We start from the raw sequence: 26876 nt of genomic DNA on the forward strand, positions 1-26876 counted from the left end.
TTTATCCTTGTCTTTGTTTATGTTTTGGAGTCGAGCAAATTACTCGAATAACACCTTTTCTCTTGATAACTTTACATTTATCACACATTTTTTTAACCGAAGGTCGAACTTTCATTTTGTTTCTCCTTAATTTATGCAAAAGCATAAAATCTTTTTAAAGCCCTATTTTATAAATCGAAGACTTAAAAAGCTATAATAATAGCTAAATTAAGTTTAAAAGCTTCTTAGTTTATTTATATCTGAATGTAATCCTGCCCTTATCTAGACTATAAGGAGTGAGTTCAATCTTTACTTTATCTCCAGGCAAGATTTTAATATAATGCATTCGCATTTTTCCGGCAATATGACACAATACAATATGCTTATTATCCAGCTCGACTTTAAAAGTGGCATTGGGCAAAGCTTCCAAAACCTTTCCATCCACCTCTATAATATCATCTTTAGCCATCTTTATATCTCCGTAAGTATTTCAGGTTTCCCATTTATAATTGCAATGGTATGTTCATAATGACTTCCATTGAGTCCATCAATAGATGTTATGCCCCATTTATCGGGAAGAATTTTTGGCTCTCCATCTAATTGGCAAATCATAGGCTCCAGACAAAAAACCATCCCTTCCTTGATTTTAGGACCAGAAGTCATAACCTTTCCATCTAAATAATTCGGTATTTCAGGTTCCTCGTGAGGTTTTCTGCCAATACCGTGACCACAAAAACCCCTTAAAGGAACAAAACCTCTCTTTAGAATGCAATCCTCAATAATTTTACTTAATTCTTTAAATCTAAGACCTATTTTTATATGGTCAATAGCTTCATATAAAGTATCTTTAGCGCAAGCTATAAGCTCGCAATCTTTTTGAGAAATCTTTCCTACACCCACAGTAACAGCTGCATCTCCATACCATCCATCTAATTCAACACCCACATCAAATCCCACAATATCGCCAGATTTTAACGAATAGTCATTGGGAATTCCATGAATAATGACAGAATTAACAGAAATACAAACCGCATTAGGAAAGCCATATAAACCCTTAAACGCAGGTCTTGCTCTATTTTTTCTGATAAAATCTTCAGCTATTTTATCAAGCTCCAAAAGAGTGATACCCTCTTGTGCATAATCTTGCAAAAGCTTTAGCGTCTGACCAACGATATAATTAGGCTTGCGTAAAAAATCTATCTCTTTGGTATTCCTAATATTAATAGACACTAAAAACCTACCGCACTCAATGTTTTATATTTATTCATATAAATTTGAGCCTCTATTTTTCGCATCGTATCTATAGCCACTTGAACAACAATCAAAACGGCAGTCCCTCCGAAATAAAACGGAACCCCCATCCCCTTAACAAGTATCCAAGGTAATGTAGAAATTAAAGCTAAGTACAATGAACCCCAAAAAGTAAGATTGCTCGCAACCGAATTTAAGAATGAAGAAGTGCCTTCCCCTGGTCTCATTCCAGGTATATAGCCACCCTGACGTTTCAAATTATCAGCGATATCTTTTGAATTAAAAACGATAGATGAATAAAAATAGGCAAAAAATATCACCAACAAAAACATCAAGACATTGTATGCATACCCATGAGGGCTTAAAAAATCTGCTATGGCCTGTATTGTCTTATTTGAAGAAGCCTGCAAGATTGTTGATGGAAATACCAATAAGGCTGAAGCAAAAATTGGCGGAATAACACCGCTTAAATTAAGTTTGATCGGAATATAGTTCATAATGCGTTTGTTTTGATTTTGCATAATGACTTTTCTTGCATAAGAAACAGGGATTCTTCTCTCGGCAAGCTCAATATAAATGATGATAAAAACCGTAGCTAAAATAATCACAAATATACCAATAAGCACTAAGAAATTAATCACCCCAGTATTGGCAAGATTGAATGTTCCAGCAATTGCAGAAGGGATACCCGAAACGATACCTGCAAAGATAATCAAACTAATCCCATTCCCAACCCCTCTTTGAGTAATCTGCTCTCCAATCCACATTAAAAGCATTGTACCAGTCAGCATAGAAAAAGTAGAAATAATTAAAAATGTCTGCATATCAATCATAATTGCACCATTTGGTCCATTTCCGATGCTTCTAAGACCAAACGAAACACTTACTGCTTGTATGAGAGTAATAAAAATTGTAGCATAACGAACAATCTGCATATATTTTTGCATTCCATCACGCTCTTTTTTCATCTTTGCCAAATTTGGAAATGTTGCTGCAAGCAACTCCATTACAATCGAAGCTGTAATGTAGGGCATAACTCCAAGTGAAATGATGCTCAAACGAGAAACTGCATCCCCGCTAAACATATTAAACAAACCTAAAGCATTGCCAGAATTATTATCAAAAAAAGCTTTGATCGCCGCCAAATCAACTCCGGGGATAGGTATATATGCCAAGATTCTGTATAAAAACAAAAACCCTAAAGTGATAAATATTTTACCGATAATTGTTTTATTCATTATTTTTGTCCGCTAGTCCTAATTCGTTCATCTTTAATTTTCTCTGATAAATTATGGGAACTTACTCCAATAATTTTAATTTTTTCTATATAAGAAGGAAATTTATGCACACTTCTTATTGTTTCAAAAGTAATTTCAGAAAGGTCGGCGATATTTTTGAATTTCTCTATGTTAATAACATAAGGCTTTTGAATCTTTGTCCTAAAGCCGATTTTGGGCAATCTTCTTTGAAGGGGTTGTTGTCCGCCCTCAAAACCTCTTTTTGCTTTATAACCGCTTCTAGCAGTTTGCCCTTTTCCTCCTCGAGTAGAAGTTTTTCCCATACCACTTCCTTGACCTCTACCCACTCGTTTAATGTCCCTTACGCTCCCAAAAGCCGGTTTTAAATTTTCTAATGACATAAAAACTCCTTATATCTTGATTCTAGCAAGTGCATCAACAGTTGCCCTCACAACATTATAAGGATTATTCGAACCTAAAGATTTTGTCAAAATATCCTTAATTCCAGCCAATTCAATCACTGGTCTTGCAGAACCCCCTGCAATAACTCCAGTTCCTTCGCTTGCAGGTTTCAAGAGAATTTTACTTGCATTATATTTATGTTCAATATCGTGAGGAATAGTTGTACCCTTAATATTCACTTGAATAATATTTTTAAAAGCATCATCAACTGCCTTTTTAATTGCATCAGGAACCTCTTTTGCCTTGCCCAAACCAAATCCGACAAGACCATTTTTATTTCCAATGACCACAAGGGCATTAAACCGAAATCTTCTTCCGCCTTTGACAACTTTTGTAACTCTCCCGATATTCACAACAACTTCACTGAATTCTTCTCTATTAATTTCCATATTTTTCCTTTAAAGGGCTATGCCATTTTCTCTTAGAGATTCTGCAAAAGTAGCAATAACGCCGTGGTATAAATAACCATTCCTATCATAAACAGCCTCACTGATACCAGCTTGTTTTAAATTTTCTGCAAATGCTTTAGCGATGTTTTTGGCATCTTCTTTATTGTTGCCTAAACCCATCTTCTTTCCATCAACACATACAAGCGTTCTATGTCCTGCATCATCAATAGCCTGTGCATATAAATATTTATTTGATCTGAAAACGCTGATTCTAGGTTTAAGATTTGTTCCAAATAATTTACCTTTGACTCTAAGCTTTCTTTTTTCTCTAAGTTTCTTTTTTCTTTCTAAAGTCTTACTTGTCATCTTCATACCCCTAAATTATTTTTTGGCAGTTTTACCGGCTTTACGTATGATTATCTCATCGTTATATTTGATTCCTTTACCCTTATAAGGTTCTGGAGGCCTAAATTCTCTTATCTCTGCTGCAATCTGCCCGATTTGCTGTTTATCACTACCTTTAATGGTTATTGTATTTTTATCAACTGTTATTTCAATACCTTCAGGTATAGGGTATTTAACCGGATGGCTAAACCCTAAGGCAAGCTCAAGAGTTTTACCCGCAACAGCAGCTTTATAGCCAACACCATTAATTTCAAGTACTTTGCTAAATCCTGAAGTCATACCTATAACAATATTATTCGCTAAAGCTCTGTAAGTTCCCCAATATGCCCTAGATTGTGATTCACTATCTATAGATTGAAAACTCAATTCATTCCCATTCAAGCTGATTTGAACCCTTCCATAAGTTTCGAGCTCTTTGGTAATCTTACCATTTTTAAACACAATTTTGCTTCCTTCAACGATTGTTTGAATCGTATTTGGAATGCTAATAGGTCTTTTTCCAACTCTTGACATTATTTTTCTCCTACCATATGCTGCAAAGCGCTTCACCGCCTACATTTTGCTTGTAAGCATCCTCATTGGCAATCACACCCTTGCTGGTGCTGACTACAATCGTGCCATACCCGTTTTTAAATTTCTTCAATTCATTCCGTCCCTTATAGACTCTTCTACCTGGCTTACTGATCCTCTTGATCTCATTGATGAGAGGATACCCTCTTTCATCGTATGCCAATTGAACAGAAATAGATTGCTTTCCATCTTTATCATTAACATTATAATCTTTTACAAAACCTTTTGCCTTGCATACATCAAGAATAGAAACAACAATCTTGGCGTAATAAAGATTAGTAACCTCTAATCTTCTCATTGAAGCATTTCTTAGTCGAGTCAATGAATCTGCAATTATATCATTTACCATATTTTTTCCTTACCAACTAGCTTTACGAAGTCCGGGGATCAACCCTTCGTTGCCCATTTTTCTTAAACATACTCTACAAAGTCCAAAATCTCTATAAACAGAATGAGGTCTTCCGCATACCTGACATCTGCTGTATTTTCTTGCACTAAATTTTGCTTTTCTTTTTGTTTTAGCAATCATTGATTTTTTTGCCATTTTATTTTCCTTTTGCAAATGGCATGCCAAGCAGTTCGAGCAACTTGAATGCCTCTTTATCGTTATCTGTAGAAGTAACTATCGTAATATTCATACCGTGAGTCACCATAATATCATCATAAGCCACTTCAGGAAACATCAGTTGCTCATTCAAACCAAAGCTATAATTTCCTCTGCCATCAAACCCATTTCTAGATACCCCTCTAAAGTCTTTCACTCTAGGCAAAGATATAACAATAAGTTTTTCTAAAAAATTATACATTTGATTGCCTCTAAGCGTAACCTTCACGCCCATTGCCATCCCTTCTCTCATCTTAAAACCTGCGACTGATTTTTTTGCCAAGGTAATCACAGCTTTTTGTCCTGCGATAAGCGAAATAGTATCAGCAATATTTTGCATAATTTTGGCATCTTTAGCATAATCGCCAGCACCTACACTGATGATAATTTTTTCAAGCTTTGGCAAAAGCATAGGATTTTTGATTCCTAATTCAGAGGTCAATTTTGCCCTCACTTCTTCCTGATAGATTTTTTTCAAACCAAACATAACTATTTCTCCTCAGCTTTTTTAACATTTGAAATGCTCATAGGCATTTCTTTTTGCGTAAATCCGCCTTTAGGATTATCATCTGTGGGCTTGATGGCTTTTTTTGCAATTTTACAGCCTTCTACTATCACCTGTGCAGTTTTTGGCAACAAGGTAATCACTTTTCCTGTTTTGCCTTTATCATCACCAGCAATCACTTTTACCATGTCGCCTTTTTTTATTTTAAACTTTGTCACTATAACACCTCCGGAGCTAACGATACTATTTTCATAAAATTTGCATATCGCACTTCTCTACTGACTGGACCAAATATTCTTGTACCTATGGGTTCTTTTTTTGCATCCAAAATAACAGCAGCATTATCATCAAACCGAACCAAAGATCCATTTTCTCTCTGAATTTCTTTTTTTGTTCTGACAATCACAGCTTTTACTACTTGTCCTTTTTTGACTTTCCCATTTGGAATAGCTTTTTTTACGGATGCTACAATCACATCTCCCACTCTAGCATACCTTCTGTGGCTACCACCTAACACCTTGATACACATAATCTCTTTTGCACCACTATTATCGGCTACGGTTAATCTCGTAAAACTTTGTATCATTTTATACCCCCACCAAAACAATTTCTTTTAAACTAAAAGCTTTGGTTTTAGAAATAGGTTTGCATTCTATTGCAGTCACTACATCTCCGACTTTAACAGAATTTTCTTGATCGTGTATAGTATATTTTTTGAATCTTTTTACAATTTTTCTGTATTTGGGATGAACAACTTTTCTTTCAACCAAAATAACTGCACTTTGGTTGCCAGCTTTACTGACAACTTTACCTTGAATTATCCTCTTATGCGGCTGTTTTTCACTCATATTCAATCCTTCTTCGCAGATATCGCAGTATTGATTCTAGCGATATCTTTTCTAACTGCTGCAATTTGACCGGGATTATTCAATTGCATTGTTTTGAGCTTTAATTTCAATTCAAAAAGCTCGGACTTTTTTTCAACCAACATCTTTTTTAATTCTTCTATTTCTTTGTCTTTTAACTCAATAAACTTCATTTTCACTCTCACTGGTTATGATTTTTGTCTTGAATGGCAGTTTGCTTTGAGCCAAAGCTAAAGCTTCTCTAGCAGTAGCTTCATCAATACCGGTCATCTCATAAATGATTCTTCCGGGCTTGATATTCATTACCCATTTTTCCACAGAACCTTTACCTTTACCCATTCTTGTTTCAAGAGGCTTAGCTGTCAAAGGCTTATCAGGGAAAACTCTTATCCAAACCTTTCCGGCTCTTTTAATATGCCTAGTCATTGCAATACGTGCAGATTCAATTTGTCTAGAATCAATTCGTCCGTGTTCCAAAGCCTTGATGGCAATATCACCAAAAGCCAAAGAAGAACCTCTGAAAGATTTACCTCTATTTCTGCCTTTCATTTGTTTTCTATATTTTGTTTTTTTTGGCATCAACATCGCTATTATCTCCCTCTTCTACTTTTAGTCTTAGCATCTCTGCTATCTTTTTCATCTTCTTTCTTCTCAGGTTGGATTCCTTTCTGCAGAACCTCGCCTTTAAAAATCCAGACTTTTACTCCAATAATGCCATAAGTAGTCATAGCTTCAGCAAATCCATAATCAATTTTAGCTCGAAGAGTATGGAGAGGAACTCGACCTTCCATATACCATTCAGTTCTTGCCATTTCAGCTCCAGCAAGTCTTCCTGAAACCTTAATTTTTATTCCTCTAGCACCTGATTTTATGGCTGTTTGCATCACTTTTTTCATTGCTCTTCTAAAAGCGACACGTTTCTCAAGCTGTGTCGCAACATTTTCGGCTGCTAACTGGGCATTTGCTTGAGGGCGCTTGACTTCTTTAATATTAATTGAAATATCTTTTTGAACAAGAATTTTTAAAGATTGCTTAACCTTTTCAATATCTGCGCCTTTTTTTCCGATAATCAAACCGGGTCTAGCTGCTACGACAGTCACGCGAAGTTTTTTTGCTGCTCTTTCAATGATAATTTCACTCACTCCAGCATAATAAAGCTCTTTTTTTAAGAACTTTCTTATTTTATAATCTTCAGCAATATTTAAAGGTGCGGTTTGCGTATTTGGAAACCATCTTGAAATCCAGTTTCTGTTAATGCCTAATCTTAAACCTATTGGATTAACTTTTTGTCCCATAATTACTTATCCTCGCCTTCAGTTTTTTTACTTGCTTTAGTAGATTTTTTTGAAATTGTCTTAGAATTTTCATTTTTTACAGAAGTTTTCTTTGCGTTTTTTTGAATCGGCTTATCTTCCACTTCGACCAAAATATGGGAAGTTGGTTTTCGAATTGGTGTTGCCCTACCCTTAGCACGAGGCATAAATCTTCTCAAAACCGGACCAGCATCAACTCTACAAGAAGTAACATAAACATTCTGAGCATCAAATCCGCCGTTGGCAACAGCAGAAGCGATTACTTTAGAAATAATTCGAGCAGCTTTATTGGGAGTAAATTCCAAACTAGCAATTGCAAGTTCTGCATTCATACCCTGAACTTCTCTAGCAACTAATCTGGCTTTTGTTGGGGAAAGCCTAATATATCTTAACAATGCTTTACTCATAGACTCTCCTTATTTTCCAATCTTTTTTTGGACACTGCCCTTATGCCCCTTAAAAGTCCTCGTAGGGGCAAATTCGCCTAATTTATACCCAACGTGATTTTCTGTAACATAAACTGGGATAAACACTCTGCCATTATGAACATTATAAGTAAAACCTATCATTTCAGGCAGTATAGTGCTTCTTCTTGACCAAGTTTTAATGGGTTTATTATCTTTTCCCTCTTTGGCTTTTAATGTTTTTTTCATCAAATAATCATCAATAAAAGGACCTTTTTTAACTGATCTTGCCATTTTTATATCCTTATTTTTTCTTTCTAGAAATAATCAATCTATCACTAGCTTTTTTGCGTCTAGTTTTATAGCCTTTAGCCGGAAGTCCCCAAGGAGAAACAGGATGACCACTAGAACCTGTTTTTCCCTCACCACCACCGTGTGGGTGATCTACAGGGTTCATCGCACTACCTCTAGTTTGAGGTCTGATACCTCTGTGTCTGTTTCTTCCTGCTTTACCAATAGAAATATTGATAAAATCTTCATTTCCCACAACACCAATGGTTGCCATACATTCATCAAGAATATATCTCATTTCTCCGCTTGGCATTCTAAGAATAGTGTATTTTCCTTCTCTACCCATAATTTGAGCACTTGCACCCGCACTCCTAGCCAATTGACCTCCGGCACCTGGATGCATTTCTATATTATGAACAATGGTTCCTACAGGAATGCTTTTTAGCTTCATTGCAAATCCTGTTTTAATATCAAGACCTGCTTCAGCAGCAACAATTGCATCGCCTACACTCAAACCGCTGGGTTGCAAAATATATCTCTTGTCTCCATCAGGGTAGCTGACCAAAGCAATTCTACAATTTCTATAGGGATCATATTCAATCGCTTCGACCTTGCCTTCAATATTATATTTATTGCGTTTAAAATCAATTACACGATAAAGTTTTTTAGCTCCGCCTTCTTTATGACGACTTGTAATTCTTCCATTACTATTCCTTCCTGCAGTTACTGACAACTTTACAAGCAATTTTTTTACGCTTGGCTTAGAGGTAATATCTTTCGAACTGAGTCCGGACATAAACCTTCTGCTAGGGGTATAGGGTTTATAGGTTTTTATTGCCATTTCTTAACTCCTTACACGGCGAGCGAAGGAATCTTCGCATCTTCTGGAACTTTTACATAAAATTTTTTAAACGAATTTCTTTGTCCGATTTTTCCTTTAAAACGCTTTATTTTGCCTTCTTGTCTCAAAGAATTGATTCGCAAAGGAGTAAAACCGAAATAATCTTTAAAAACCTGCTTCAATTGATTTTTCGTTACTTTGCTTGAAGTTTGAACAACCATTATGCCACTCTCTTGCATTGACAAAGATTTCTCTGTATAGAGCATTGATTTAATATCTGTTATATCTGCCATATTGACCTTCCCTATCGTTTGGATTGAATGATCTCATCAAAGACCGCTTTTTCCATCACAACAGAATTGAAAGCTGCAACCAAATATGCATTCAATTCATTTGCGTCCACCAAATAACAACTCTTCAAATTTCTAAAAGCTAAAAATGTGGATTCATCACTCATTTGACAAACAAACAAAACACTTCTTTCATTTAAAGACTTAAACATTTCATTCGCATCTTTTGTTTTACCTGTAGCAACCGAAATACTATCAATCAAATAAAGCTTAGAGTTTTCGGCTTTTTGTTTGAGTGCATATTCAAGCGCAAGCTTTTTTTGTTTCTTGTTTATTTTGAGATCATAATTTCGATTATTGGTAGGTCCATGAGAAACACCCCCGCCAACAAATATAGGAGAAGTAATACTTCCCGCTCTTGCCCTTCCGCCACCTTTTTGACTCCAAGGTTTTTTACCCCCACCACTAACTTCGCTACGATTTTTAGCATTTGCACTATTAGCTCGGAGAGAAGCAGAATAAGACTTAACATAAAGATATAAATTATGTTCATTAATCTGATCGTATTTTTGAGGTAAGTCGATTTCGCTTATCTTTTTGAGCTGATTATCTAATACTGCTGCCTTACTCATTATTTAATCCTTATCATTTTGTAATCAATATTTTGCCATAGGCACCGGAAAATCCTGCTACAGAACCTTTGACAGCCAAAATTCCGCTTTCTTTGTCAAAAGAAACGATTTCATTTTGTCCGGTGACTTTTTCATTTCCATAATGACCTGCCATCTTTTTACCCGGCTGAACTCTTCCAGGCCACTCGCGATTTCCGATCGAACCAAGTCTTCTATGGAATCTACTTCCGTGGGCAGCAGGCCCTCCTTGAAAATTCCAACGTTTCATTGCGCCAGAAAATCCTCGACCTTTTGTATAAAAGGTAATCTTAAGCTTTTTGGCATTTTCAAGTACTGTAGAATCCAAATCACCAATTTCTTTGTTCGCAACAATCAAAGTCGCAAAATGGTTGAATTCTTTGCTCAAATTATATTTTTTTTGCTGCCCCTCTATCGACTTATTAAATTGCTTGCCATTGGCATAAGCTACTAATGCTTTACCATTTTCATACACTTGGCAAACTTTAGCATTGAAAACTTTCAATAAAGTCACAGGAATACTTGGAGAACCTATCGTTCTGCTCATACCAATTTTTTCTACTAAAAATTCCATTCTCTATCCTTTGCCTTATTTATTTTCCATCGAAGTTACTTCTACATCAACTTCAGGAGCTAAATCAAGCTTCATAAGACTATCCACTGTTTCAGGCGTCGCAGACATAATATCAATAACCCTGCTATGTACCCTGATTTCAAACTGTTCTCTAGAGTCTTTATTAATATGCGGAGAACGCAAAACTGTATATCTTCTGTTTTTCGTAGGCAATGGAATAGGTCCCCTTATATCTGAACCTGTTCTTTTTACTGCCTCCACAATCGATGCGACAGATCTGTCTAAAACTCTGTGATCATAGGCTTTGAGCTTAAGTCTGATTTTTTCCATTATTATTTACTTCCTTTGCAAAGAACTCATCAAAATAGATGTAATTACCAAAAATTGGAAAGCGCATTATATGAAAAATATATTGTGATAGTCAAGGTTTTATCCTATTTTTCGTATTTTTACTATAAAATCATTTCCTTATTAAAAGGAAATTATGCTATCCTTCAAAACAAAAACGGATTATTATGCAAGACTTGGAACAAAACTTCATTGATAAAATACAAAATTTTACGATTTTGCCACGCCGATTCAATCTAAAATCAAACAAAATCCATCTGTTTGGTCCTCCCAAATCCGGAAAAACTTCGCTTGCATTAGATTTTGCTAAGCGTTTTAAAAAACCTGCTTATATTGACTGCAACGATCCTAGAACCGATATAGAATCGATTAAACCCTTGTTGCTCAAACTTTATTTGGAGAAAAAAATTGACATACTCATCGTAGATAATTTCCACGATAGTTTCTCTCTTCCAAATCTTGAAAATGTGATCTTAATCACATCGTCCCAAAACATCAACGTTTCCAAAAACTTTCTATCTAAGGCCATAGAACCGCTAAGTTTCGAAGAATATATCAGTTTCGATAAAAAAAATCTTTCTATCAATGCTCTGTTTAATCATTTTCTAAAAGATGGAAATTTACCTGAAATTCAATACCTCAACGAATATCAAAAAATACCCAGAAAACAAGAAATTATTTTTTTGGCTCTTAACTCAAATGCTCGCCTTTTCCAAAATATCATTCCCTATCAAGCACACAAAATCACTATCAATCAAATCTACACGCAAATAAAAAAACAAAATAAAATCTCAAAAGACAAAATCTATGAATGCATCAATGAATTCCAAGCAACCAAAACCATTTATTTTTTGCCTCACAAAGAAGATAAATCCAAATCCAAGAAACTCTATTTTTATGATTTTTCTCTGCCTTATGCATTTATGTCGATCAAATCTTTCCACGCTATTTTTGAAAATATGATTTTTTTAGAACTCTTAGGCAAAAACCAAACCCTCTTTTATGATGAAGGATGTGATTTTTTGACACAAGATTCCTGTGCCTACATTGCTCTAGCTTTTCCAACACAAGAAATGATTGAAGAAAAAATTGCCAAGATCCAAAAAAAGTTTTCACTGATCACAATCATTACTATCAACTACGAATATGAAAGAAAAACACCTTATGGCAAATGGAAAGCAGTAAGTTTTATAAATTTCGCGCTAGGAGAATCATAAATTTGACATCAGTTCAAAACTTATGCCTTAAAAATCTAAATTGATTTAATCTAATGATTTTGACCTATAGCAAAGCTTTTACGATGCCACTGCGTGTAGCCATAAACTTTGATAGCTTCTAAATGATTCTTTGTTCCATAGCCTGCATTATTTTTAAAACCATATCGAGGATCAAGCGTATCTAATTTGAGCATTTGAGCATCTTTGGAAGTCTTAGCAATGATAGAAGCTGCTGAGATTTGAGGAACTTTATCATCTCCTTTAACCAAACACTTCAAATCATAATCAGTTGTACTTTTAAGCCCAAAAAGCGTATTACCATCCATATAAAAATCCCTACTAAAAGCAAGCAAATGCCCAATAATTTCTTGAAGAGCTTCTCTCAGACAAGCACTTAAGCCTTGTACATCAATCTCTGCGCAAGTTTTTTCAACAATATGAATATGCACATCCTCAGACTCTAATAATCTTTCAGCAAGTTCAAAGCGCTTAGATTTGGAAAGTTTTTTGCTATCTTTAATCCCTATAGAACTCATCCATTTTGCTTTAGCCTCATTACAAGCAACACCAACGATGAACATACTTCCGCATAAACTACCCCTACCAGCTTCATCTATACCGCAGATCAATCTCCTATTCCTTAGGTTTAATCATATTAGCAGGAATGACAAATCTATCAAAATCTTCTGCACTCAAAAGTCCCAATTCTACACAAGATTCTTTAAGACTGATTCCTTTTTTATGGGCATTTTTAGCCACTTTTGCGGCATTTTCATAGCCTATATGAGGATTTAGAGCAGTAACAAGCATCAAAGAATGATGGAGATTGTAATCAATTTTTTCTAAATTTGGTTCAATGCCCTTAGCGCAATGTTGATTAAAAGAATCCATACAATCAGCCAACAAACTCAAACTCTGCAAAAAATTATAAATCAACACAGGCTTGAAAACATTGAGTTCAAAATTACCTTGACTTGCCCCAAAACCAATCGCAGCATCATTCCCCATTACCTGAACAGCAACCATCGTAACAGCTTCACATTGAGTCGGATTGACCTTTCCGGGCATAATTGAGCTTCCAGGCTCATTTTCAGGAATGTTCAACTCCCCAAGTCCGCATCTAGGACCTGAAGCAAGCCAACGGACATCATTGGCAATCTTCATCAAATTTGCCGCCAAACCTTTAAGTGCTCCGTGTGCAAATACCAAAGCATCGTGAGCAGTAAGTGCGTGGAACTTATTAGGCGAAGAGACAAATTTTTCTCCCGTAAATTTAGAAAGCTCCTCACTGACTTTCTCACCAAGCTTAGGATGGGCATTAATCCCCGTTCCCACAGCAGTTCCTCCGATAGCTAATTCTCTAAGCTGCTCTAAAGAATTTTGAATTTGCGCCTTAGAATGCTCCAACATACTCACATACCCGCTAAATTCCTGTCCAAGCGTCAAAGGTGTAGCATCTTGTAAGTGTGTCCTGCCGATCTTGATAATATCTTTGAATTCTTCAGATTTCTGTTTGAGAGTTGCGTGAAGCCTATCTAAGGAAGGTAACAGCTTGTGAGCGATTTCCAACACTGAAACGATATGCATTGCAGTCGGAAAGGTATCGTTTGAGCTTTGAGACATATTAACGTGATCGTTTGGATGCACAAGTTTTTCTTTTCTAAAGTCTCCGCCCATAATTTCAGTGGCTCTATTAGCAATCACTTCATTGAGATTCATATTTGTTTGCGTACCACTCCCTGTCTGCCAAATTGCCAAAGGAAACATATCATCAAATTTTCCTTCTAAAATCTCATCACAAGCCTGAATGATAGCTTTAGATTTTTTTTCATCTAGCTTGCCCAACGAATGATTGACAACTCCTAGTGATCTCTTAAGTTTAGCAAAGGCATAAATAAGTTCTTTGGGCATTTTTTCAATGCCTATTTTAAAATTTTCAAAACTTCTTTGGGTTTGAGCACCCCAATATCTTGAATCCTCGACTTTAACATCGCCCATTGTGTCGTGCTCGATTCGATAATTCATTCTTAATCCTTTCAAGTATTTTTTTACATTTTACCATCAAATTTAAATATTAAGCAACAATTAAGTTTTATCAGAAAGAACTTAAAATGCTTGATATTTCAATATTTAATACTTCTTACAGAGGCAAAAATCCTTGAATTGCTTACAAAAATATCTATTCAAAAATTGAGGATTTAAAATTCCACACTGCTTCCACAAAACATTTCTATACTTCTGCAAATTTTTTTTAAGGAGTCACTAATGAAGCATTTAAAAATCATTTCAATCATCGTATTGGTATGGGCTACTTGGTTGGGAGCATGGGAGCAAAATCTCAAAACAAAAGATTTAGATCTTCAAATCAAATCAATCGGTAATCCAGTATCAGGAGAAAACACTTTCATTCTCATTCCAAATGCAAATGGATCAAGCCTTAAGGGAGCAAAAATGAGGGTCAGATTTATAATGCCTGAGATGAGTGGTATGCCCGCGATGAATGAAACTGCTCAAATCACTGAAAAAGATGGTTCGTATGAAGCAAAAGTCAATTTACCAATGAATGGCACTTGGCAAATTCGTATTGATATAGAGTTCAATGGCAAAATTTATAAAAATAAAACGAGTATTGATTTATAATGATTTACAAAATCATTATATTCCTCTTATTGGGTGCAAGCATACACGCTTTGGATATTCAAAGCGTGTCTCAAAAATATTTGAGGAATAACAAAAAAATTCAAAGCCTTGAAACTCAAATCAAAGCCCTAGAAGCACAGGCTAAAGTAGCTGGAAAATGGGAAGATCCTATTTTAAGTCTAGGTTACAACAATGCCAATATCAATAACCCATTCATTTTAAATTCAAGCTATATGCAAAATATCAGCGTAGGGCTTTCTCAAAAAATTGACCTTAACGGCAAAAAAAATACACAGTCTAAAATTGTAGATATTCAAAAACAAAGCAAGATTTTGGAACTCAAAAAACTCAAACAACAATATGCGATCAACATTTTTATCAGCGCCATTAATTCTTACAAAAATACTCAAGAAATGGAACTGCTTAAAAATGCAATTAAAAATCTCCAAATTGTACTTAATCAAGCTCAAGGCTTAAGCAATCCCAATACTCTCTCAATAGCCAAGCTAAAAATACTCAAAGCCCAACTTGAAATCCGTAAAAACAATCTTGAAAATTCACTCAACGACGCCAAAATTGCAATAAGCGAACTAAGCTTTGAGTCTTTGGACTTTTTAAGCCTTGCGCCAAAAGATGTGAATTTAGATGCAAATAAAGAAATCGAAAAGGTAAAAGAAACCAATTATGATATCAAAATTGCAATGCTTCAAGAAAATGGAGCCAAAAAAGAATTGGCACTGGCTAAAAAAAGTTTATTGGGAGATGTCAATTTAAACATCTCTTATTTTCGGCGTTCAGATACTTTTGATATGTTTGCTGTGGGTGTGGCTATTCCATTGCCCGCATATGGCAAACAAACCAATCTGATCGAACAAAAAAAACAAGAAAGCCTGATCTCAAAAGATGGGATAGAAGACGCTAGAAACAGGGCTATCCATACCGCGATGGGGCTTATCAAAAAAATCAAAACACTCCAAAAAAATCTTGAAATTATCAACAAGGATATTTTGGGAGCCAACGCTCAAATTGTGCAGATTTATAAAGAAAATCTACCCACATCGGGAGCAGATTATGCCTCTTTTTATAATGCTTTAAATGATGAGATCAATACTGAACTCTCAAAACTCGAAATTTTAAGCGAACTTAACATTGCATATTTAAATTTACAAAACCTCAAAGGTTTGGAGTGATTTTTTATAAAAGGAAAATAATATGAAAAAAATATTGATTTTAGCAATACTTATAGGATGGTGTCTTGGGGAAGACTTTAGCCTACCTACAATTAAAGTTATCCAACAAGAGATAGCCCCATCCAAACGCTACTATGCCTTATTACAACCAGACGAGAGTCGTATTTATAGCCAAAATGTTCGATTTGAAGGATTTGTTGAAAAACTTTATGCAAATAAAACCTATCTCAAAGTCAAAAAGGGCGAAAAACTCTTCTCTGTTTATTCCCCTGAACTCATCAATGCTCAAGGCGAACTGCTTGCCTCATTGCGTTTCAACGAACAAATCGGAGCGATAAAAGAAAAACTCCGACTTTTAGGAATCCCAAAAAATGAGATTGAAAGCATCATTAAAAATAGAAAAATAAAAAACTCTATTGAGATTTCATCAAACTTTGATGGAGTCATATTTACAAAAAATATAAGCGAAGGAGGATTTATCAAACGTGGGGATGAACTTTTTAAGATCATTGACCTCAGCCACATCTGGGTAGTCGCCAAAATTAATCAAGAAGATTTGGAGTTTTTGAAACACTCACAAAAAGCAATGGTCAAAGTCGAAGGGATTCCTAATAAATTCCAAGTTACACTTGAAAATATCAATCCACAAATAGGTTTGAATGATAAGTTTATAGAAGCACGATTTGGACTTGAAAATCAAGATTCAATCTTTTATCCCAATATGTTTGCCAAGATTGAAATTTTTGGAGAAAGCAAAAAAAGATTAGTCTTGCCAAAAGACGCCGTGCTGATTAAAAATAATCAAGCCATCGTATTCAAAAAAGACGACTTTGGTTTTACTCCGATAAATATCGAAGTAAAACAATTAAGCAATGGAGATTATGAGATTTTACAAGGACTCAAGCTCGGGGATGAAGTAGCTAAAAATGCTTTATTTATTCTAGACGCGGATGCTCAAAATAACGGGGATTATTGAAATGATAGAAAAAATTATTGATTTAAGTATCAAAAATAAACTCTTAGTGCTTCTAACCACTCTTTTAGTGTTTTTAGGTTCAATATGGGCGATTAAAACGATCCGTTTAGATGCACTGCCCGATCTATCTCCAGCTCAAGTTGTCGTGCAAATCACTTATCCCAACCAAAGCCCCAAAATTGTTCAAGAACAAGTAACCTACCCTCTAGTATCTACCTTTATGAGTATTGCCAATATTGAAACGGTGCGGGGAATCTCAAGTTATGAAAGCGGATTGATTTATATTATATTCAAAGATAATGTAGATATATATTGGGCGCGTGATCGGGTGCTTGAACAGCTCAGTCGTCTCAAAAATCTCCCTCCTGAGGCAAAAGTAGAACTAGGCAGTGATTCTACTTCGATTGGATGGGCATATCAATATGCTCTAGTAAGCAAAACAAAAAATCTGAGCGAACTCAAAACTCTACAAGATTTTTATTACAAATACGCACTTTTAGGAGTTGATGGCGTCAGTGAAGTAGCAAGTATAGGAGGGTTTGAAAAAAATTACGAGGTTACTATCAATAATGATGCGCTCATTAAATATGATCTCACACTTGAAGACATACTCAATGCAATCAAAAAATCCAATAACGATACCGGCGGGGGCATCATACTTGAAAGCGGATTTGAAAAAATCATCCGCGCGCGTGGTTACATTAAAAATCTCGATGATTTAGGCAATATTGTGCTTAAAAATCAAGATGGTATTCCATTAAAAATCAAAGATGTCGCAACCATTAACCTTACGCCAAAGCCAAGACGCTCTGCTGCAGATTTAAATGGGCAAGGTGAAGTTATTGGGGGTATCGTAATGGTGCGTTATCACGCCGATACCTACGGGGTGCTTCAAAATATCAAGAAAAAAGTAGCGGAGTTGAATAAAACAAATCAAGAGGTACAAATACAAAGCGTTTATGATCGTAGCGAACTAATAGAAAAAGCAGTCAAAAATCTTGTGCATACCTTGATTGAAGAAAGCATTATCGTGCTTTTAATTACGGCTATTTTCTTGTTGCATTTTCGTAGCGCTCTTGTTATTATCATCACCCTTCCTTTGTGCGTATGCATTAGTTTTCTCTTGATGCGACTTTTTAATATTGAAGCAAGCATTATGAGTTTAGGAGGCATAGCAATTGCCATTGGGGCGATGGTAGATGCAGCTATTGTAATGGTTGAAAATGCACACAAACATTTACAGCACACAAATATGAAAGATGAAAAACAACGGGTAGATTCAATCCTCTCTGGCACCAAGCAAGTCGGTGGGGCAATATTTTTTGCATTGATGATTATTGTAGTATCTTTCTTGCCTATATTTGCTCTCAGTGGTCAAGAAGAAAAACTTTTCTCACCTCTAGCTTATACCAAAACTTTTGCGATGCTTGCAGGAGCAGTTCTCTCCATCACTATCGTACCAATATTGATGGTTTATACCATCAAAGGCAAAATCATTCCAGAGACCAAAAACCCTATCAATGCATTTTTCATAAAAATTTACGGGATATGTCTTTCTTTTGTATTGCGATTTCGCTTCATTTTTTTGGGGCTGTGTTTAATTGGGCTAGGTGGCATTTATTTTTCTTACAAAAAACTTCATTGGGAATTTATCCCCCAAATCAACGAGGGTGTTATAATGTATATGCCCGTTACAAGCAATTCTGTCGGTATAGATGTAGCCATTGAATATCTTAAAAAAGCTGATGAAGCCATCAAAAGTCTTGATGAAGTTAAACAAGTTTTTGGAAAAGTCGGGAGAGCTAATACTAGTACTGATACAGCCTCCCTTTCTATGATGGAAATTTATATCGAACTGAAACCTAAAAATGAATGGAAAGAAAAAATCACCTATAAACAACTCAGGGAAAAACTTGAACAGACACTCCAAATCAAAGGACTTACAAACTCATGGACATACCCCATAAGGGGACGCACCGATATGTTATTGACCGGAATTAGAACCCCTTTGGGTATCAAACTCTATGGCAATGACGTCCAAAAGCTACAAGATATTTCGATTCAAATCGAACAAAAGCTCAAAACACTTAAAGAGTCTCTCTCGGTATTTGCCGAAAGAACAAATAATGGTTATTACATCAATGCAGATCTCAATGAAGAAAAGCTTGCTCAATACGGCGTAACCAAAGAAAATATTTTAAACGTCATTACATATGGTATCGGCGGAACGACCATCACAACACGGATTAACGGAGTAGAAAACTACCCGATTTCACTGCGCTTTAAAGATTCTCAAAGAAATAGCCTTCAAAGCATCAAAGAACTCTATGTTAAGACCCAATACGGTTACAAACCTTTAGGAGAATTGGCCAAAATCTATTATGACAACTCTCCTGCAACGCTTAAAAGCGAAAAAGGTCTGAATGTAAATTTTATTTATATTGTACCCAAAACAGGCATAAGCGCTGGAGAATATAAAGAAATTGCTTCGCGCGAACTAGCTAAAATAGATTTGCCTAACGGATACTATTACGAATTCTCCGGAGAAAGCAAATACCTTGAAGAAGCATTTGAAACACTCCAATATATCATTCCTGTGAGTATTTTTATTATTTTTATCTTGATAGTTTTTGCACTCAAAAATTTTTCCAACTCATTATTATGTTTTTTAACTCTGCCTTTTGCATTTTTGGGCGGACTTTTATTTATGGATTTTGCAGGATATAATTTAAGCATTGCAGCTCTAGTTGGATTTCTAGCACTTCTAGGTGTGGCTTCAGAAACTGCTATCGTAATGATTATTTATCTTGAAGAGGCTTACAAAAGCTTTTTATGCCAACCCCAAACTCGCTTGAATCTTAAAAATGCAATTATGGAAGGAGCGGTCAAAAGAGTACGCCCAAAACTGATGACTTTTTTTAGTATTCTTGCTTCTTTGATACCTATTATGTTTTCTCAAGGCGTAGGCAGTGAAATTATGCGTTCAATTGCTGCTCCAATGCTAGGAGGAATGATAACAAGCGTGATTTTGACACTTTTTATCATTCCAGTAATCTATTTTTTGATAAAAAGTGCTAAGATAAAAGAATGAAGACAAAAATACTTTTGCTTGAAGATGACATTTTACTCCATAAGATCGTTAAAGAATTTCTTATTGAACTAGGATTTGAAGTTACAAGTGCCTTTGATGGTCAAAATGCGGAAAATATACTACTCAAAGAAAGCTTTAACTTATGGATTTTTGATGTTCATGTGCCAAAAATTATTGGTTTTGAAATCCTCCAAAACCTTAGAAAACTCCACATTCAAACACCTGTAATTTTTATCACTGCACTTAAAGATAGTTTGAGCCTTAAAAAAGCCTTCGAAATTGGAGCAAACGATTATATCAAAAAGCCCTTTGACCTTGAAGAACTTCAAGCTAGAATCGAACATATTCTAAAAAGCAAAAAAATCCAAATCGCTCCAGAATGCTTTTATGAAGAAGGAATTTTAAGCCTCAAGGGAAAAGAAATGCCTCTGAAGCAAAAAGAGATCAAGTTACTTGAATTTTTTCTCCATAACAAAGGTAGAGTAATTTCAAAAGAAGAACTTTTAAACAATATATGGAGTTACGAACAAATTATTGATGAATCCACGCTCAGAACTTACATTAAAAATCTCAGAAAATATTTAGGCAAAGAAATTATTCAAAATATTAAAGGAGTCGGCTATTGCTTTAAACAATTATGAAAAAAAATCGCTTAAAATCTTTTTAGGCACTTATTTGGGATCTTCTTTTGTCCTGATGGCAGTTATTGCAGCAATTTTTTTCTTTTATGAGCGTGATATTATTCTCAAAAATATCGAACGCGAAATGCAGCTTAAAGCCTACAGATTGGCAAAAGATATCGTAAATCTCCATATGAACCACCACGATAATCAACAAGCATTCAACGATTTGCTCAAAAAATATTCTGGCACCCATATCGCTTTGTTTGACAAAAATAAAAAAGTGATTTACTCCACTATTGAAGAAAATTTTATTCCAGATAAAAATGGATTTTTCAGATCAGGGAATCGTTTTTATCTCGCTGATGACAACACGTTCGGGCATCTAGGAATTGATGCAATCCTGTTGGAATACGAACCCAAAAACCCTGTTTTTAAACAACTTTATCATACAATTATATTGACATCTATGTTCGCATTTATCTGCATAATCATCATCTCAGTGATTTTGTCCAAGTTGTTTTTAAAACCTATTCGCAACGAAATATCGCGTATTGATTCATTTATTAAAAATATTACCCACGAACTCAATACCCCCATCACATCTCTTTTAATCTCAGCAAACTCACTCAAAAAACACGGCGGAGAAAAAATCTCACGCATTCTTGTTGCCACCAAACGCATCCAATATTTATATGATAATTTAACCTATATTTTTATGAAAGATATTAAAAATGAAGAATGCATATCCCTTGATTTAAAAAAACTTATACAAATACAAATCAATCTATTAAAAGAAGTGGCTTGCTACCACCAAATCACGATTGAAAACGATTTAAAAGAAAAAAAGCTGACTGCTCAAGAGAACGATATGATTTCACTCATAAATAATTTAATAATGAATGCCATAAAATATAATATTCCCGAAGGAAAAATTAAAATCATTCTAGATAAAGATCTATGCATAAGCAACACAGGACATCAAATTCCTCAAGATAAAATTAAGCTCTTAAGTCAAAGATATTTCCGACTCGATTTGAGTAAAAACGGGTATGGTATCGGATTAAACATTATCAAAAGCGTATGCGATCATTATGGCTTCAAGCTCTCTATCACAAGCAAAGCACTTACAGAAGAAATTTATGAAAATACATTTAAAATCAGACTTTCAAAGACTTAAATTGATTCAAATCAAGAAAAATACCATTTGATAGAATTATCCTATCAATATTTTATATTTTATCAATAAGAAAATTTAGAATACGGAATCAACGATTATGAAAAAACTACTTGCTCCTCTTTGTCTTATCTTGCCACTTTTTTCCGAAGAATGGGGAGATCGTATGCCTTCTGAAGAAATCTTAAATTCGGGCGAAATAAAAACCATTAAAGTCAGTGGAGAAAGCGGTACAGATGGCAAGAACTATTTCTATAATTACAGAAATTTCACCTATTCTACAAATGGTCTAGGAACTTCTGAACTCATTATACTCCCTAAAACGACTCTAGGTTCTTTTTATAATAAAGGACATATCTATATTGATCAAAACTCCAAACTTTCAATGAATTTTACAAACTCGATTTTGATACTACAAGATTATGGTTCTTATACGATACAAAAAAATGCCGGACTTGAAATGTCAGGACAGGAATTTACCATTTATGCAGGAACATTTCTAAATAAGGGCATCACAACACTAAACATCAGTGGTTCTGTCAATAATAACTTTACATCAGGCACAAAAGGCATTATCAATGAAGGCGGATCTCTCACCATTAACGCCGAAATCTTTCATAACGGAAGAACAGACATCGGGGAAGGCTCTTATGGAGTCTTTGAAACGACTGAAAACGGGGTAAGCATCATCAATGTAAATACGGAATTTAATAATCTCAGCTATATCTATCGAATATTAGATGGAGAAGTTAAGAATAAAAAAAATGCCGATGCTATTTCAATCCTGAAAGCTTCCTCTCAAGGAACCCTTTCTATCAATGGAGGAGATGTTTATAACGGAGGACACATTCAATACTCTGGCGGTTCAGGCTCCAAATCTTATTATTCTGGTGCAGGTTACATCATTGCTGATAATGGAACTATCAATATTGAAAAAAATCTTATTTCTAAAGGAGCAGGAGAAAAACTCAGTGCGCAAAATGCTTCTGAAGCGGTCTATTCAAAAATATCTGCCATAAACAAAGGAGTTATTAATATCAAAGGGAATTTCACCAATGGTATTTATAGCAATGTTGTTGTAAGCGAAGGTGGCAGTATTAATGTGGGCGGAAGTTTTCAAAGCGGAAAAAATACCAATATTATTTTTGGTGGAGATTCTTTAAAAGGTTATGGAAATATCAGTGCAAATAATGCTGATATCAGCGGTGCAAATTTGGTTTTTTATAAAGGAGATGTAAAAACTGATACCACCTATGTATTTTTGGAAACTAAAAATACGCTCAATTATGATGCTTCAATTCTAGGCATACAAAACACAATTGCTCAAGATGGGAGTGAAAATCTATTTTATCAAGCTTTCATTGAAAATGATGGGAATCGTTTAAAAATTACCTTTCAAGACAAAACAGGGAATCAAAGTGTTTCTGAAATCATCTCCCAAAATACCGAACTTAATCAAAATGAACGTATCATTATCGATGCAATCGACACACAAAAACCCATAAATACATTTGATATTAGGAATTTAAGTGCGACCCAAATCAAAGAGACTGCCAAAAATATTGAAAAAGGATTCAGTAACTTTGCAAACAATAAAAATATGTCAATAAGAACTGGGTTTAATACCGCAAAAACCTTAATATTCAACCGAATGATCAAGGTTCAATCTTTAATCGCCCAAAACCAACCATTGCCAAGATATGCTGCCAACACAATTAATCCTTATGGCTATCAATCCGATCAGGTCGCACGTCCTTATTATCTGACCTACCCCTCAAGAAAAACACTCAAGACTAACGCATTATATGCAAGTATATTGGGAGCATACCAAAAAAACACTGCAGGATCAGGCTATGATTATGGTTTTAATGCCGGATATGACAAGACTTTCAACAAAAATCTATTTTTGGGTTTTTATGCAAACTATCTCTTAGGGGACTCAAAACTTGACTCTGTAGATATTCGTACCCAATCCCTCCAGATAGGAACTTATGCACGTCTGAATACATCGTTTTTAGAAACTGATATTATTTTTAGTTACATCAATGCTAGAAATAATGCGGTTAAAGAAATTACGATTGCTTCTGATACCTATTCTAATCATTCTCGATACAATACCCAAGCTTTCAATCTATTGATTCAAGCAGGTCCTAAAATTGTCTTTGGAACCAATATTATCAAGCCTTATATTGGAATAAATGCTGTTTATGAACACAATAACCAGCTCAAAGAAAAAGATGAATTATTTGCAAGCGAATATTTTTTCAAAAATAATCTTTATGTAGGGGCAATAGCAGGAATTGAGTATCGAAAATATTCGAATGGAGGCTACTTTTTTATCCAACCCTCAATAGAATATACTTTTTACAGCAATCTTAAAGCCACACAAATCATTTTTTTAAACAATACTCTAGTCATCCCAACACCGGCGAAAGAAAATTTCGCCTCCTTACTTGTAGGAGGAGAATTTCCTCTTAATAGCAGATTCTTAGTTAATATCAACGCCTCACTAAAGGCTTCAAATCAAAAAACTTTAATCGCTGCAGGAAGCGCATCTTTAAAGTTTATATTCTAAATATAGAAATTATTGGCAATTATAACATTCAACAGAGCGATCCATTACATTTTCATCAACGCTTGGGCTTTCGCTCCTCAAATAATAGGTGGATTTTAAGCCTAACTTCCACGCTAACATATAAATATCATTCAAAAGTTTGCCACTGGCTTTTTCAAGTCTCATAAAAATATTGGTGCTTTGTCCTTGATCTATCCATTTTTGTCTGATTGCTGCAGCTTTGATCAAACTTGTCTGATCAAGGTCATAAGCAGAAATGTAATAATTCCAATTCTCCAAATTCAAATTAGGAACAACAACAGGAATCAACCCGCTTAAATTTTCTTCATACCATTTCTTTTTATAGACAGGTTCAATGGTTTGAGTTGTCCCCACTAGAATTGAAATTGAACTTGTAGGGGCAATCGCCATCAAATACCCATTGCGAATCCCTTGAATCTTGACAATATCCCTTAGAGATTTCCAATCACAGCTACTGCCAAAAAGTCCTCCTCTATCTACAAGCTTTAAAGCCTCCTTGTTTGCCTTATCAATAGGAAAAATTCCTTGACTCCAACTTGAGCCCTCATATTGAGGATATTTACCTTTTTCTTTAGCAAGATTAGAACTTGATAAAATTGTGTAATAACTGATCATTTCCATTACTTCATCAATCTTTTCAAGATGTTCATCAGAACCCCAATGAATTTTGGCATCAGCAAGCATTTGAGCTTCTCCCATCACGCCTAATCCGATAGCACGATTCTGAAGATTGGTAACTTTAACCTTTCTATCTGGATAAAAATTCAAATCAATAACATTATCAAGCATTCTGATTGCTATAGGGACCACTCTTTGAATATCTTCTTGAGTATGAATTTTGCTTAAATTCACGCTTGCTAGATTGCAAACTGCAGTATGGCCTCCGGTTTGTTTTCGAGTGGCGATAAAAATTTGTTTTCCACCCAATGAATCGATGCTTGTGAGTTTATTTGCTTTCTTTTTGACACCCGCATCCGTAATTATTTCCTTTTTTTCCTCAATAATCTCAATACTGCCATCACAAAATTCAATTTCAACAACATAATGACCAGGACTAGTATTTTGAAATATTTCAGTGCAAAGATTAGAGCTTCTAATAATACCTGTATGAGCATTGGGATTAGCACGATTAGCATTGTCTTTAAAGCACAAAAACGGCAATCCTGATTCAAAATAATTCGTCAAAATCTTTTTCCAAAGATCCTTAGCGCTAATATGTTCTTTAATTATATTGGGGTTTTTTTCATATTCTAGGTATTTTTGCTCAAATGCTTCTCCATAGAGTTCTGTAAGTTCTTTGCACTCGTAAGGATCAAACAGCGTCCATAAAGCATTTTCCTCCACTCTTTTCATAAATAAATCACAAATCCATACCGCAGGAAAAAGGTCGTGTGCCCTGCGTCTCTCTTCGCCGCTATTTTTACGCAAGTCAATAAAATCATTGATATCAATATGCCAGATTTCCAAATAAGTTGCTATTGCACCTTTTCTAGTGCCAAGCTGATCAACAGCAATTGCCACATCATTGGCAATCTTAAGAAAAGGTACAACGCCACCAGCAGCATTTTTATGCCCATCTATAAAACTTCCCAAACCTCTCACGCCGCTAAAATCCCAACCGATACCCCCTCCATATTTGGATAAAAGCGCCATTTCCTTATAAGCATCAAAAATTCCTTCTATATTATCGGGTGTGCTACCGATATAGCAAGAACTCAATTGATGGCGAGTTGTTCGAGCATTAGCCAAAGTGGGTGTAGCAGCAATGACTTCAAATTTACTAATAATGTCATAAAATTTTACCGCCCATTCATTGGGATTTTTTTCATTTTGAGCCAAAAACATTGCAATGGCCATAAACATATGCTGGGGCAATTCAATAGGTTTATTTTGAGAATCTTTAATCAAATAACGATCATAGAGTGTTTTGATCCCTAAATAATTGAACTGTAAATCCCTTTCCTGCTTGATTTGAGAATTTAAAAAATCCAAATCATACTTCTCTTTGAGTCCTTTAAGGATTTTACCCTCGCTTTCACAGCGCTCAAAATACTCATGAAGCGTTTTGTAACCCGTAAAGCCACTTACTTTATGATAAAGATCGTATAAAAACAATCTAGCAGCTACAAATGTCCAATTAGGAGTATCTAAATCAATCTTATCAACGGCTGTTTTAATCAAGGTCTGTTGGATTTCTTCAGTGGTGATTTTGTCTTTGAAATGGATTTTAGCATCCACTTCCAACTCGCTCTGGCTCACCCCTTCTAAATCTTTTACGGCGCTTGAAGTATATTTTTGTATTTTTGAAATATCCAAGAACTCGACCCGTCCGTTTCGCTTTACAACCGTTATCACAAAAATCTCCTTATAACCATATCAGTTTTTAATT

The 26876-nt window shown here is 35.1% G+C and carries 35 protein-coding genes; 8 read left to right on the forward strand and 27 right to left on the reverse strand.

Annotated elements, in window-relative coordinates; genetic code table 11:
• Position 1 precedes the first annotated feature (1 nt).
• From rpmJ to rpsJ, 24 genes are all read right to left on the reverse strand, one after another.
• Positions 2–115 carry a 50S ribosomal protein L36 gene (rpmJ, locus tag BKH41_RS06080; protein WP_066340782.1) on the reverse strand — a complete coding sequence of 38 codons (114 nt, stop codon included), beginning with the start codon at positions 113–115 and terminating at the stop codon, positions 2–4.
• Between the two features lie 114 nt (positions 116–229).
• Positions 230–448: a translation initiation factor IF-1 gene (gene infA / locus BKH41_RS06085; protein WP_095225576.1), complete on the reverse strand. Its 219-nt coding sequence runs from the start codon at positions 446–448 to the stop codon at positions 230–232.
• A gap of 2 nt (positions 449–450) precedes the next feature.
• The gene (gene map, locus BKH41_RS06090) at positions 451–1209 is read right to left on the reverse strand and encodes a type I methionyl aminopeptidase (RefSeq protein ID WP_095298025.1); all 759 of its coding nucleotides are present in this window, start codon (positions 1207–1209) and stop codon (positions 451–453) included.
• Positions 1209–2468 (reverse strand): preprotein translocase subunit SecY, encoded by a 1260-nt coding sequence (gene secY / locus BKH41_RS06095; protein WP_095298027.1) that lies wholly within the window; start codon positions 2466–2468, stop codon positions 1209–1211. The genes map and secY overlap by 1 nt, the downstream gene beginning before the upstream one ends.
• Positions 2468–2869 (reverse strand): 50S ribosomal protein L15, encoded by a 402-nt coding sequence (gene rplO, locus BKH41_RS06100; RefSeq protein WP_095298029.1) that lies wholly within the window; start codon positions 2867–2869, stop codon positions 2468–2470. Before rplO ends, secY begins: the two co-directional genes overlap by 1 nt.
• Before the next feature lie 9 nt (positions 2870–2878).
• A complete protein-coding gene (gene rpsE, locus BKH41_RS06105) occupies positions 2879–3319 on the reverse strand; it encodes a 30S ribosomal protein S5 (RefSeq protein ID WP_095298031.1) in 441 nt (146 codons plus the stop codon).
• Between the two features lie 9 nt (positions 3320–3328).
• Entirely contained in the window at positions 3329–3685 is a 357-nt protein-coding gene (gene rplR, locus BKH41_RS06110; RefSeq protein ID WP_095298033.1) for a 50S ribosomal protein L18, read from the reverse strand.
• Between the two features lie 15 nt (positions 3686–3700).
• The gene (rplF, locus tag BKH41_RS06115) at positions 3701–4237 is read right to left on the reverse strand and encodes a 50S ribosomal protein L6 (RefSeq protein WP_095298035.1); all 537 of its coding nucleotides are present in this window, start codon (positions 4235–4237) and stop codon (positions 3701–3703) included.
• Between the two features lie 10 nt (positions 4238–4247).
• Positions 4248–4643: a 30S ribosomal protein S8 gene (gene rpsH / locus BKH41_RS06120; RefSeq protein ID WP_095298037.1), complete on the reverse strand. Its 396-nt coding sequence runs from the start codon at positions 4641–4643 to the stop codon at positions 4248–4250.
• A 9-nt stretch (positions 4644–4652) separates the two neighbouring features.
• Complete coding sequence (locus tag BKH41_RS06125; protein ID WP_095298039.1) at positions 4653–4838, reverse strand: type Z 30S ribosomal protein S14; 186 nt, start codon at positions 4836–4838, stop codon at positions 4653–4655.
• Between the two features lies 1 nt (position 4839).
• Complete coding sequence (gene rplE, locus BKH41_RS06130; RefSeq protein ID WP_095298041.1) at positions 4840–5385, reverse strand: 50S ribosomal protein L5; 546 nt, start codon at positions 5383–5385, stop codon at positions 4840–4842.
• A gap of 2 nt (positions 5386–5387) precedes the next feature.
• On the reverse strand, positions 5388–5621 hold the full coding sequence (gene rplX, locus BKH41_RS06135) for a 50S ribosomal protein L24 (protein WP_095298043.1): 234 nt from the start codon (positions 5619–5621) through the stop codon (positions 5388–5390).
• Positions 5621–5989 (reverse strand): 50S ribosomal protein L14, encoded by a 369-nt coding sequence (gene rplN, locus BKH41_RS06140; protein WP_095298045.1) that lies wholly within the window; start codon positions 5987–5989, stop codon positions 5621–5623. Before rplN ends, rplX begins: the two co-directional genes overlap by 1 nt.
• Before the next feature lies 1 nt (position 5990).
• Positions 5991–6251, reverse strand: coding sequence for a 30S ribosomal protein S17 (gene rpsQ / locus BKH41_RS06145; protein WP_095298047.1), 261 nt, complete (start codon positions 6249–6251; stop codon positions 5991–5993).
• 2 nt (positions 6252–6253) lie between these two features.
• Positions 6254–6442, reverse strand: coding sequence for a 50S ribosomal protein L29 (gene rpmC / locus BKH41_RS06150; protein ID WP_095298049.1), 189 nt, complete (start codon positions 6440–6442; stop codon positions 6254–6256).
• On the reverse strand, positions 6429–6854 hold the full coding sequence (gene rplP, locus BKH41_RS06155) for a 50S ribosomal protein L16 (protein WP_095298051.1): 426 nt from the start codon (positions 6852–6854) through the stop codon (positions 6429–6431). The genes rpmC and rplP overlap by 14 nt, the downstream gene beginning before the upstream one ends.
• Before the next feature lie 5 nt (positions 6855–6859).
• A complete protein-coding gene (gene rpsC / locus BKH41_RS06160) occupies positions 6860–7564 on the reverse strand; it encodes a 30S ribosomal protein S3 (protein WP_095298053.1) in 705 nt (234 codons plus the stop codon).
• A 2-nt stretch (positions 7565–7566) separates the two neighbouring features.
• Positions 7567–7989: a 50S ribosomal protein L22 gene (rplV, locus tag BKH41_RS06165; protein WP_095298055.1), complete on the reverse strand. Its 423-nt coding sequence runs from the start codon at positions 7987–7989 to the stop codon at positions 7567–7569.
• A 9-nt stretch (positions 7990–7998) separates the two neighbouring features.
• Entirely contained in the window at positions 7999–8280 is a 282-nt protein-coding gene (rpsS, locus tag BKH41_RS06170; protein WP_095298057.1) for a 30S ribosomal protein S19, read from the reverse strand.
• 10 nt (positions 8281–8290) lie between these two features.
• A complete protein-coding gene (gene rplB, locus BKH41_RS06175) occupies positions 8291–9118 on the reverse strand; it encodes a 50S ribosomal protein L2 (RefSeq protein ID WP_095298059.1) in 828 nt (275 codons plus the stop codon).
• 11 nt (positions 9119–9129) lie between these two features.
• On the reverse strand, positions 9130–9411 hold the full coding sequence (locus BKH41_RS06180; protein WP_095298062.1) for a 50S ribosomal protein L23: 282 nt from the start codon (positions 9409–9411) through the stop codon (positions 9130–9132).
• Positions 9412–9422: 11 nt separating this feature from the next.
• Positions 9423–10040, reverse strand: coding sequence for a 50S ribosomal protein L4 (gene rplD, locus BKH41_RS06185; RefSeq protein WP_095298064.1), 618 nt, complete (start codon positions 10038–10040; stop codon positions 9423–9425).
• 13 nt (positions 10041–10053) lie between these two features.
• The gene (rplC, locus tag BKH41_RS06190; RefSeq protein ID WP_095298066.1) at positions 10054–10632 is read right to left on the reverse strand and encodes a 50S ribosomal protein L3; all 579 of its coding nucleotides are present in this window, start codon (positions 10630–10632) and stop codon (positions 10054–10056) included.
• Between the two features lie 15 nt (positions 10633–10647).
• Positions 10648–10962, reverse strand: coding sequence for a 30S ribosomal protein S10 (rpsJ, locus tag BKH41_RS06195; protein ID WP_095298068.1), 315 nt, complete (start codon positions 10960–10962; stop codon positions 10648–10650).
• A gap of 185 nt (positions 10963–11147) precedes the next feature.
• Here rpsJ and BKH41_RS06200 point away from each other — a divergent pair, with 185 nt between their 5' ends.
• The gene (locus BKH41_RS06200; protein WP_095298073.1) at positions 11148–12197 is read left to right on the forward strand and encodes an ATP-binding protein; all 1050 of its coding nucleotides are present in this window, start codon (positions 11148–11150) and stop codon (positions 12195–12197) included.
• Positions 12198–12247: 50 nt separating this feature from the next.
• Here the strand turns inward: BKH41_RS06200 and BKH41_RS06205 are convergent, their stop codons facing one another.
• Together BKH41_RS06205 and fumC are read right to left on the reverse strand one after the other, a co-directional pair.
• Positions 12248–12826 carry a ribonuclease HII gene (locus tag BKH41_RS06205; RefSeq protein WP_095298075.1) on the reverse strand — a complete coding sequence of 193 codons (579 nt, stop codon included), beginning with the start codon at positions 12824–12826 and terminating at the stop codon, positions 12248–12250.
• 4 nt (positions 12827–12830) lie between these two features.
• Entirely contained in the window at positions 12831–14222 is a 1392-nt protein-coding gene (gene fumC / locus BKH41_RS06210; RefSeq protein ID WP_095298077.1) for a class II fumarate hydratase, read from the reverse strand.
• A 240-nt stretch (positions 14223–14462) separates the two neighbouring features.
• On the opposite strand from fumC, the gene BKH41_RS06215 reads away from it, so the two are divergent.
• The 7 genes from BKH41_RS06215 to BKH41_RS06245 all read left to right on the forward strand — a co-directional run bounded on the left by BKH41_RS06215 (position 14463) and on the right by BKH41_RS06245 (position 24466).
• Positions 14463–14837 (forward strand): FixH family protein, encoded by a 375-nt coding sequence (locus BKH41_RS06215; RefSeq protein ID WP_095298079.1) that lies wholly within the window; start codon positions 14463–14465, stop codon positions 14835–14837.
• On the forward strand, positions 14837–16027 hold the full coding sequence (gene crdB / locus BKH41_RS06220; protein WP_095298081.1) for a copper resistance outer membrane protein CrdB: 1191 nt from the start codon (positions 14837–14839) through the stop codon (positions 16025–16027). Before BKH41_RS06215 ends, crdB begins: the two co-directional genes overlap by 1 nt.
• Before the next feature lie 22 nt (positions 16028–16049).
• Positions 16050–17003: an HlyD family efflux transporter periplasmic adaptor subunit gene (locus BKH41_RS06225; RefSeq protein WP_095298083.1), complete on the forward strand. Its 954-nt coding sequence runs from the start codon at positions 16050–16052 to the stop codon at positions 17001–17003.
• 1 nt (position 17004) lies between these two features.
• On the forward strand, positions 17005–20094 hold the full coding sequence (locus BKH41_RS06230; protein WP_095298085.1) for a CusA/CzcA family heavy metal efflux RND transporter: 3090 nt from the start codon (positions 17005–17007) through the stop codon (positions 20092–20094).
• Positions 20091–20735, forward strand: a complete 645-nt coding sequence (locus BKH41_RS06235; protein WP_095298087.1) for a response regulator transcription factor — start codon at positions 20091–20093, stop codon at positions 20733–20735. Before BKH41_RS06230 ends, BKH41_RS06235 begins: the two co-directional genes overlap by 4 nt.
• Positions 20736–20769: 34 nt before the next feature.
• Positions 20770–21894, forward strand: coding sequence for a HAMP domain-containing sensor histidine kinase (locus BKH41_RS06240; protein ID WP_095298090.1), 1125 nt, complete (start codon positions 20770–20772; stop codon positions 21892–21894).
• Positions 21895–21991: 97 nt separating this feature from the next.
• Complete coding sequence (locus BKH41_RS06245; protein WP_095298092.1) at positions 21992–24466, forward strand: autotransporter outer membrane beta-barrel domain-containing protein; 2475 nt, start codon at positions 21992–21994, stop codon at positions 24464–24466.
• Between the two features lie 9 nt (positions 24467–24475).
• Here BKH41_RS06245 and BKH41_RS06250 read toward each other — a convergent pair whose 3' ends face one another.
• On the reverse strand, positions 24476–26842 hold the full coding sequence (locus tag BKH41_RS06250) for a ribonucleoside-diphosphate reductase subunit alpha (protein ID WP_095298094.1): 2367 nt from the start codon (positions 26840–26842) through the stop codon (positions 24476–24478).
• Positions 26843–26876: the final 34 nt, after the last annotated feature.

The sequence above is a fragment of the Helicobacter sp. 12S02232-10 genome, assembly GCF_002272895.1.
Classification (GTDB): Bacteria; Campylobacterota; Campylobacteria; order Campylobacterales; family Helicobacteraceae; genus Helicobacter_J.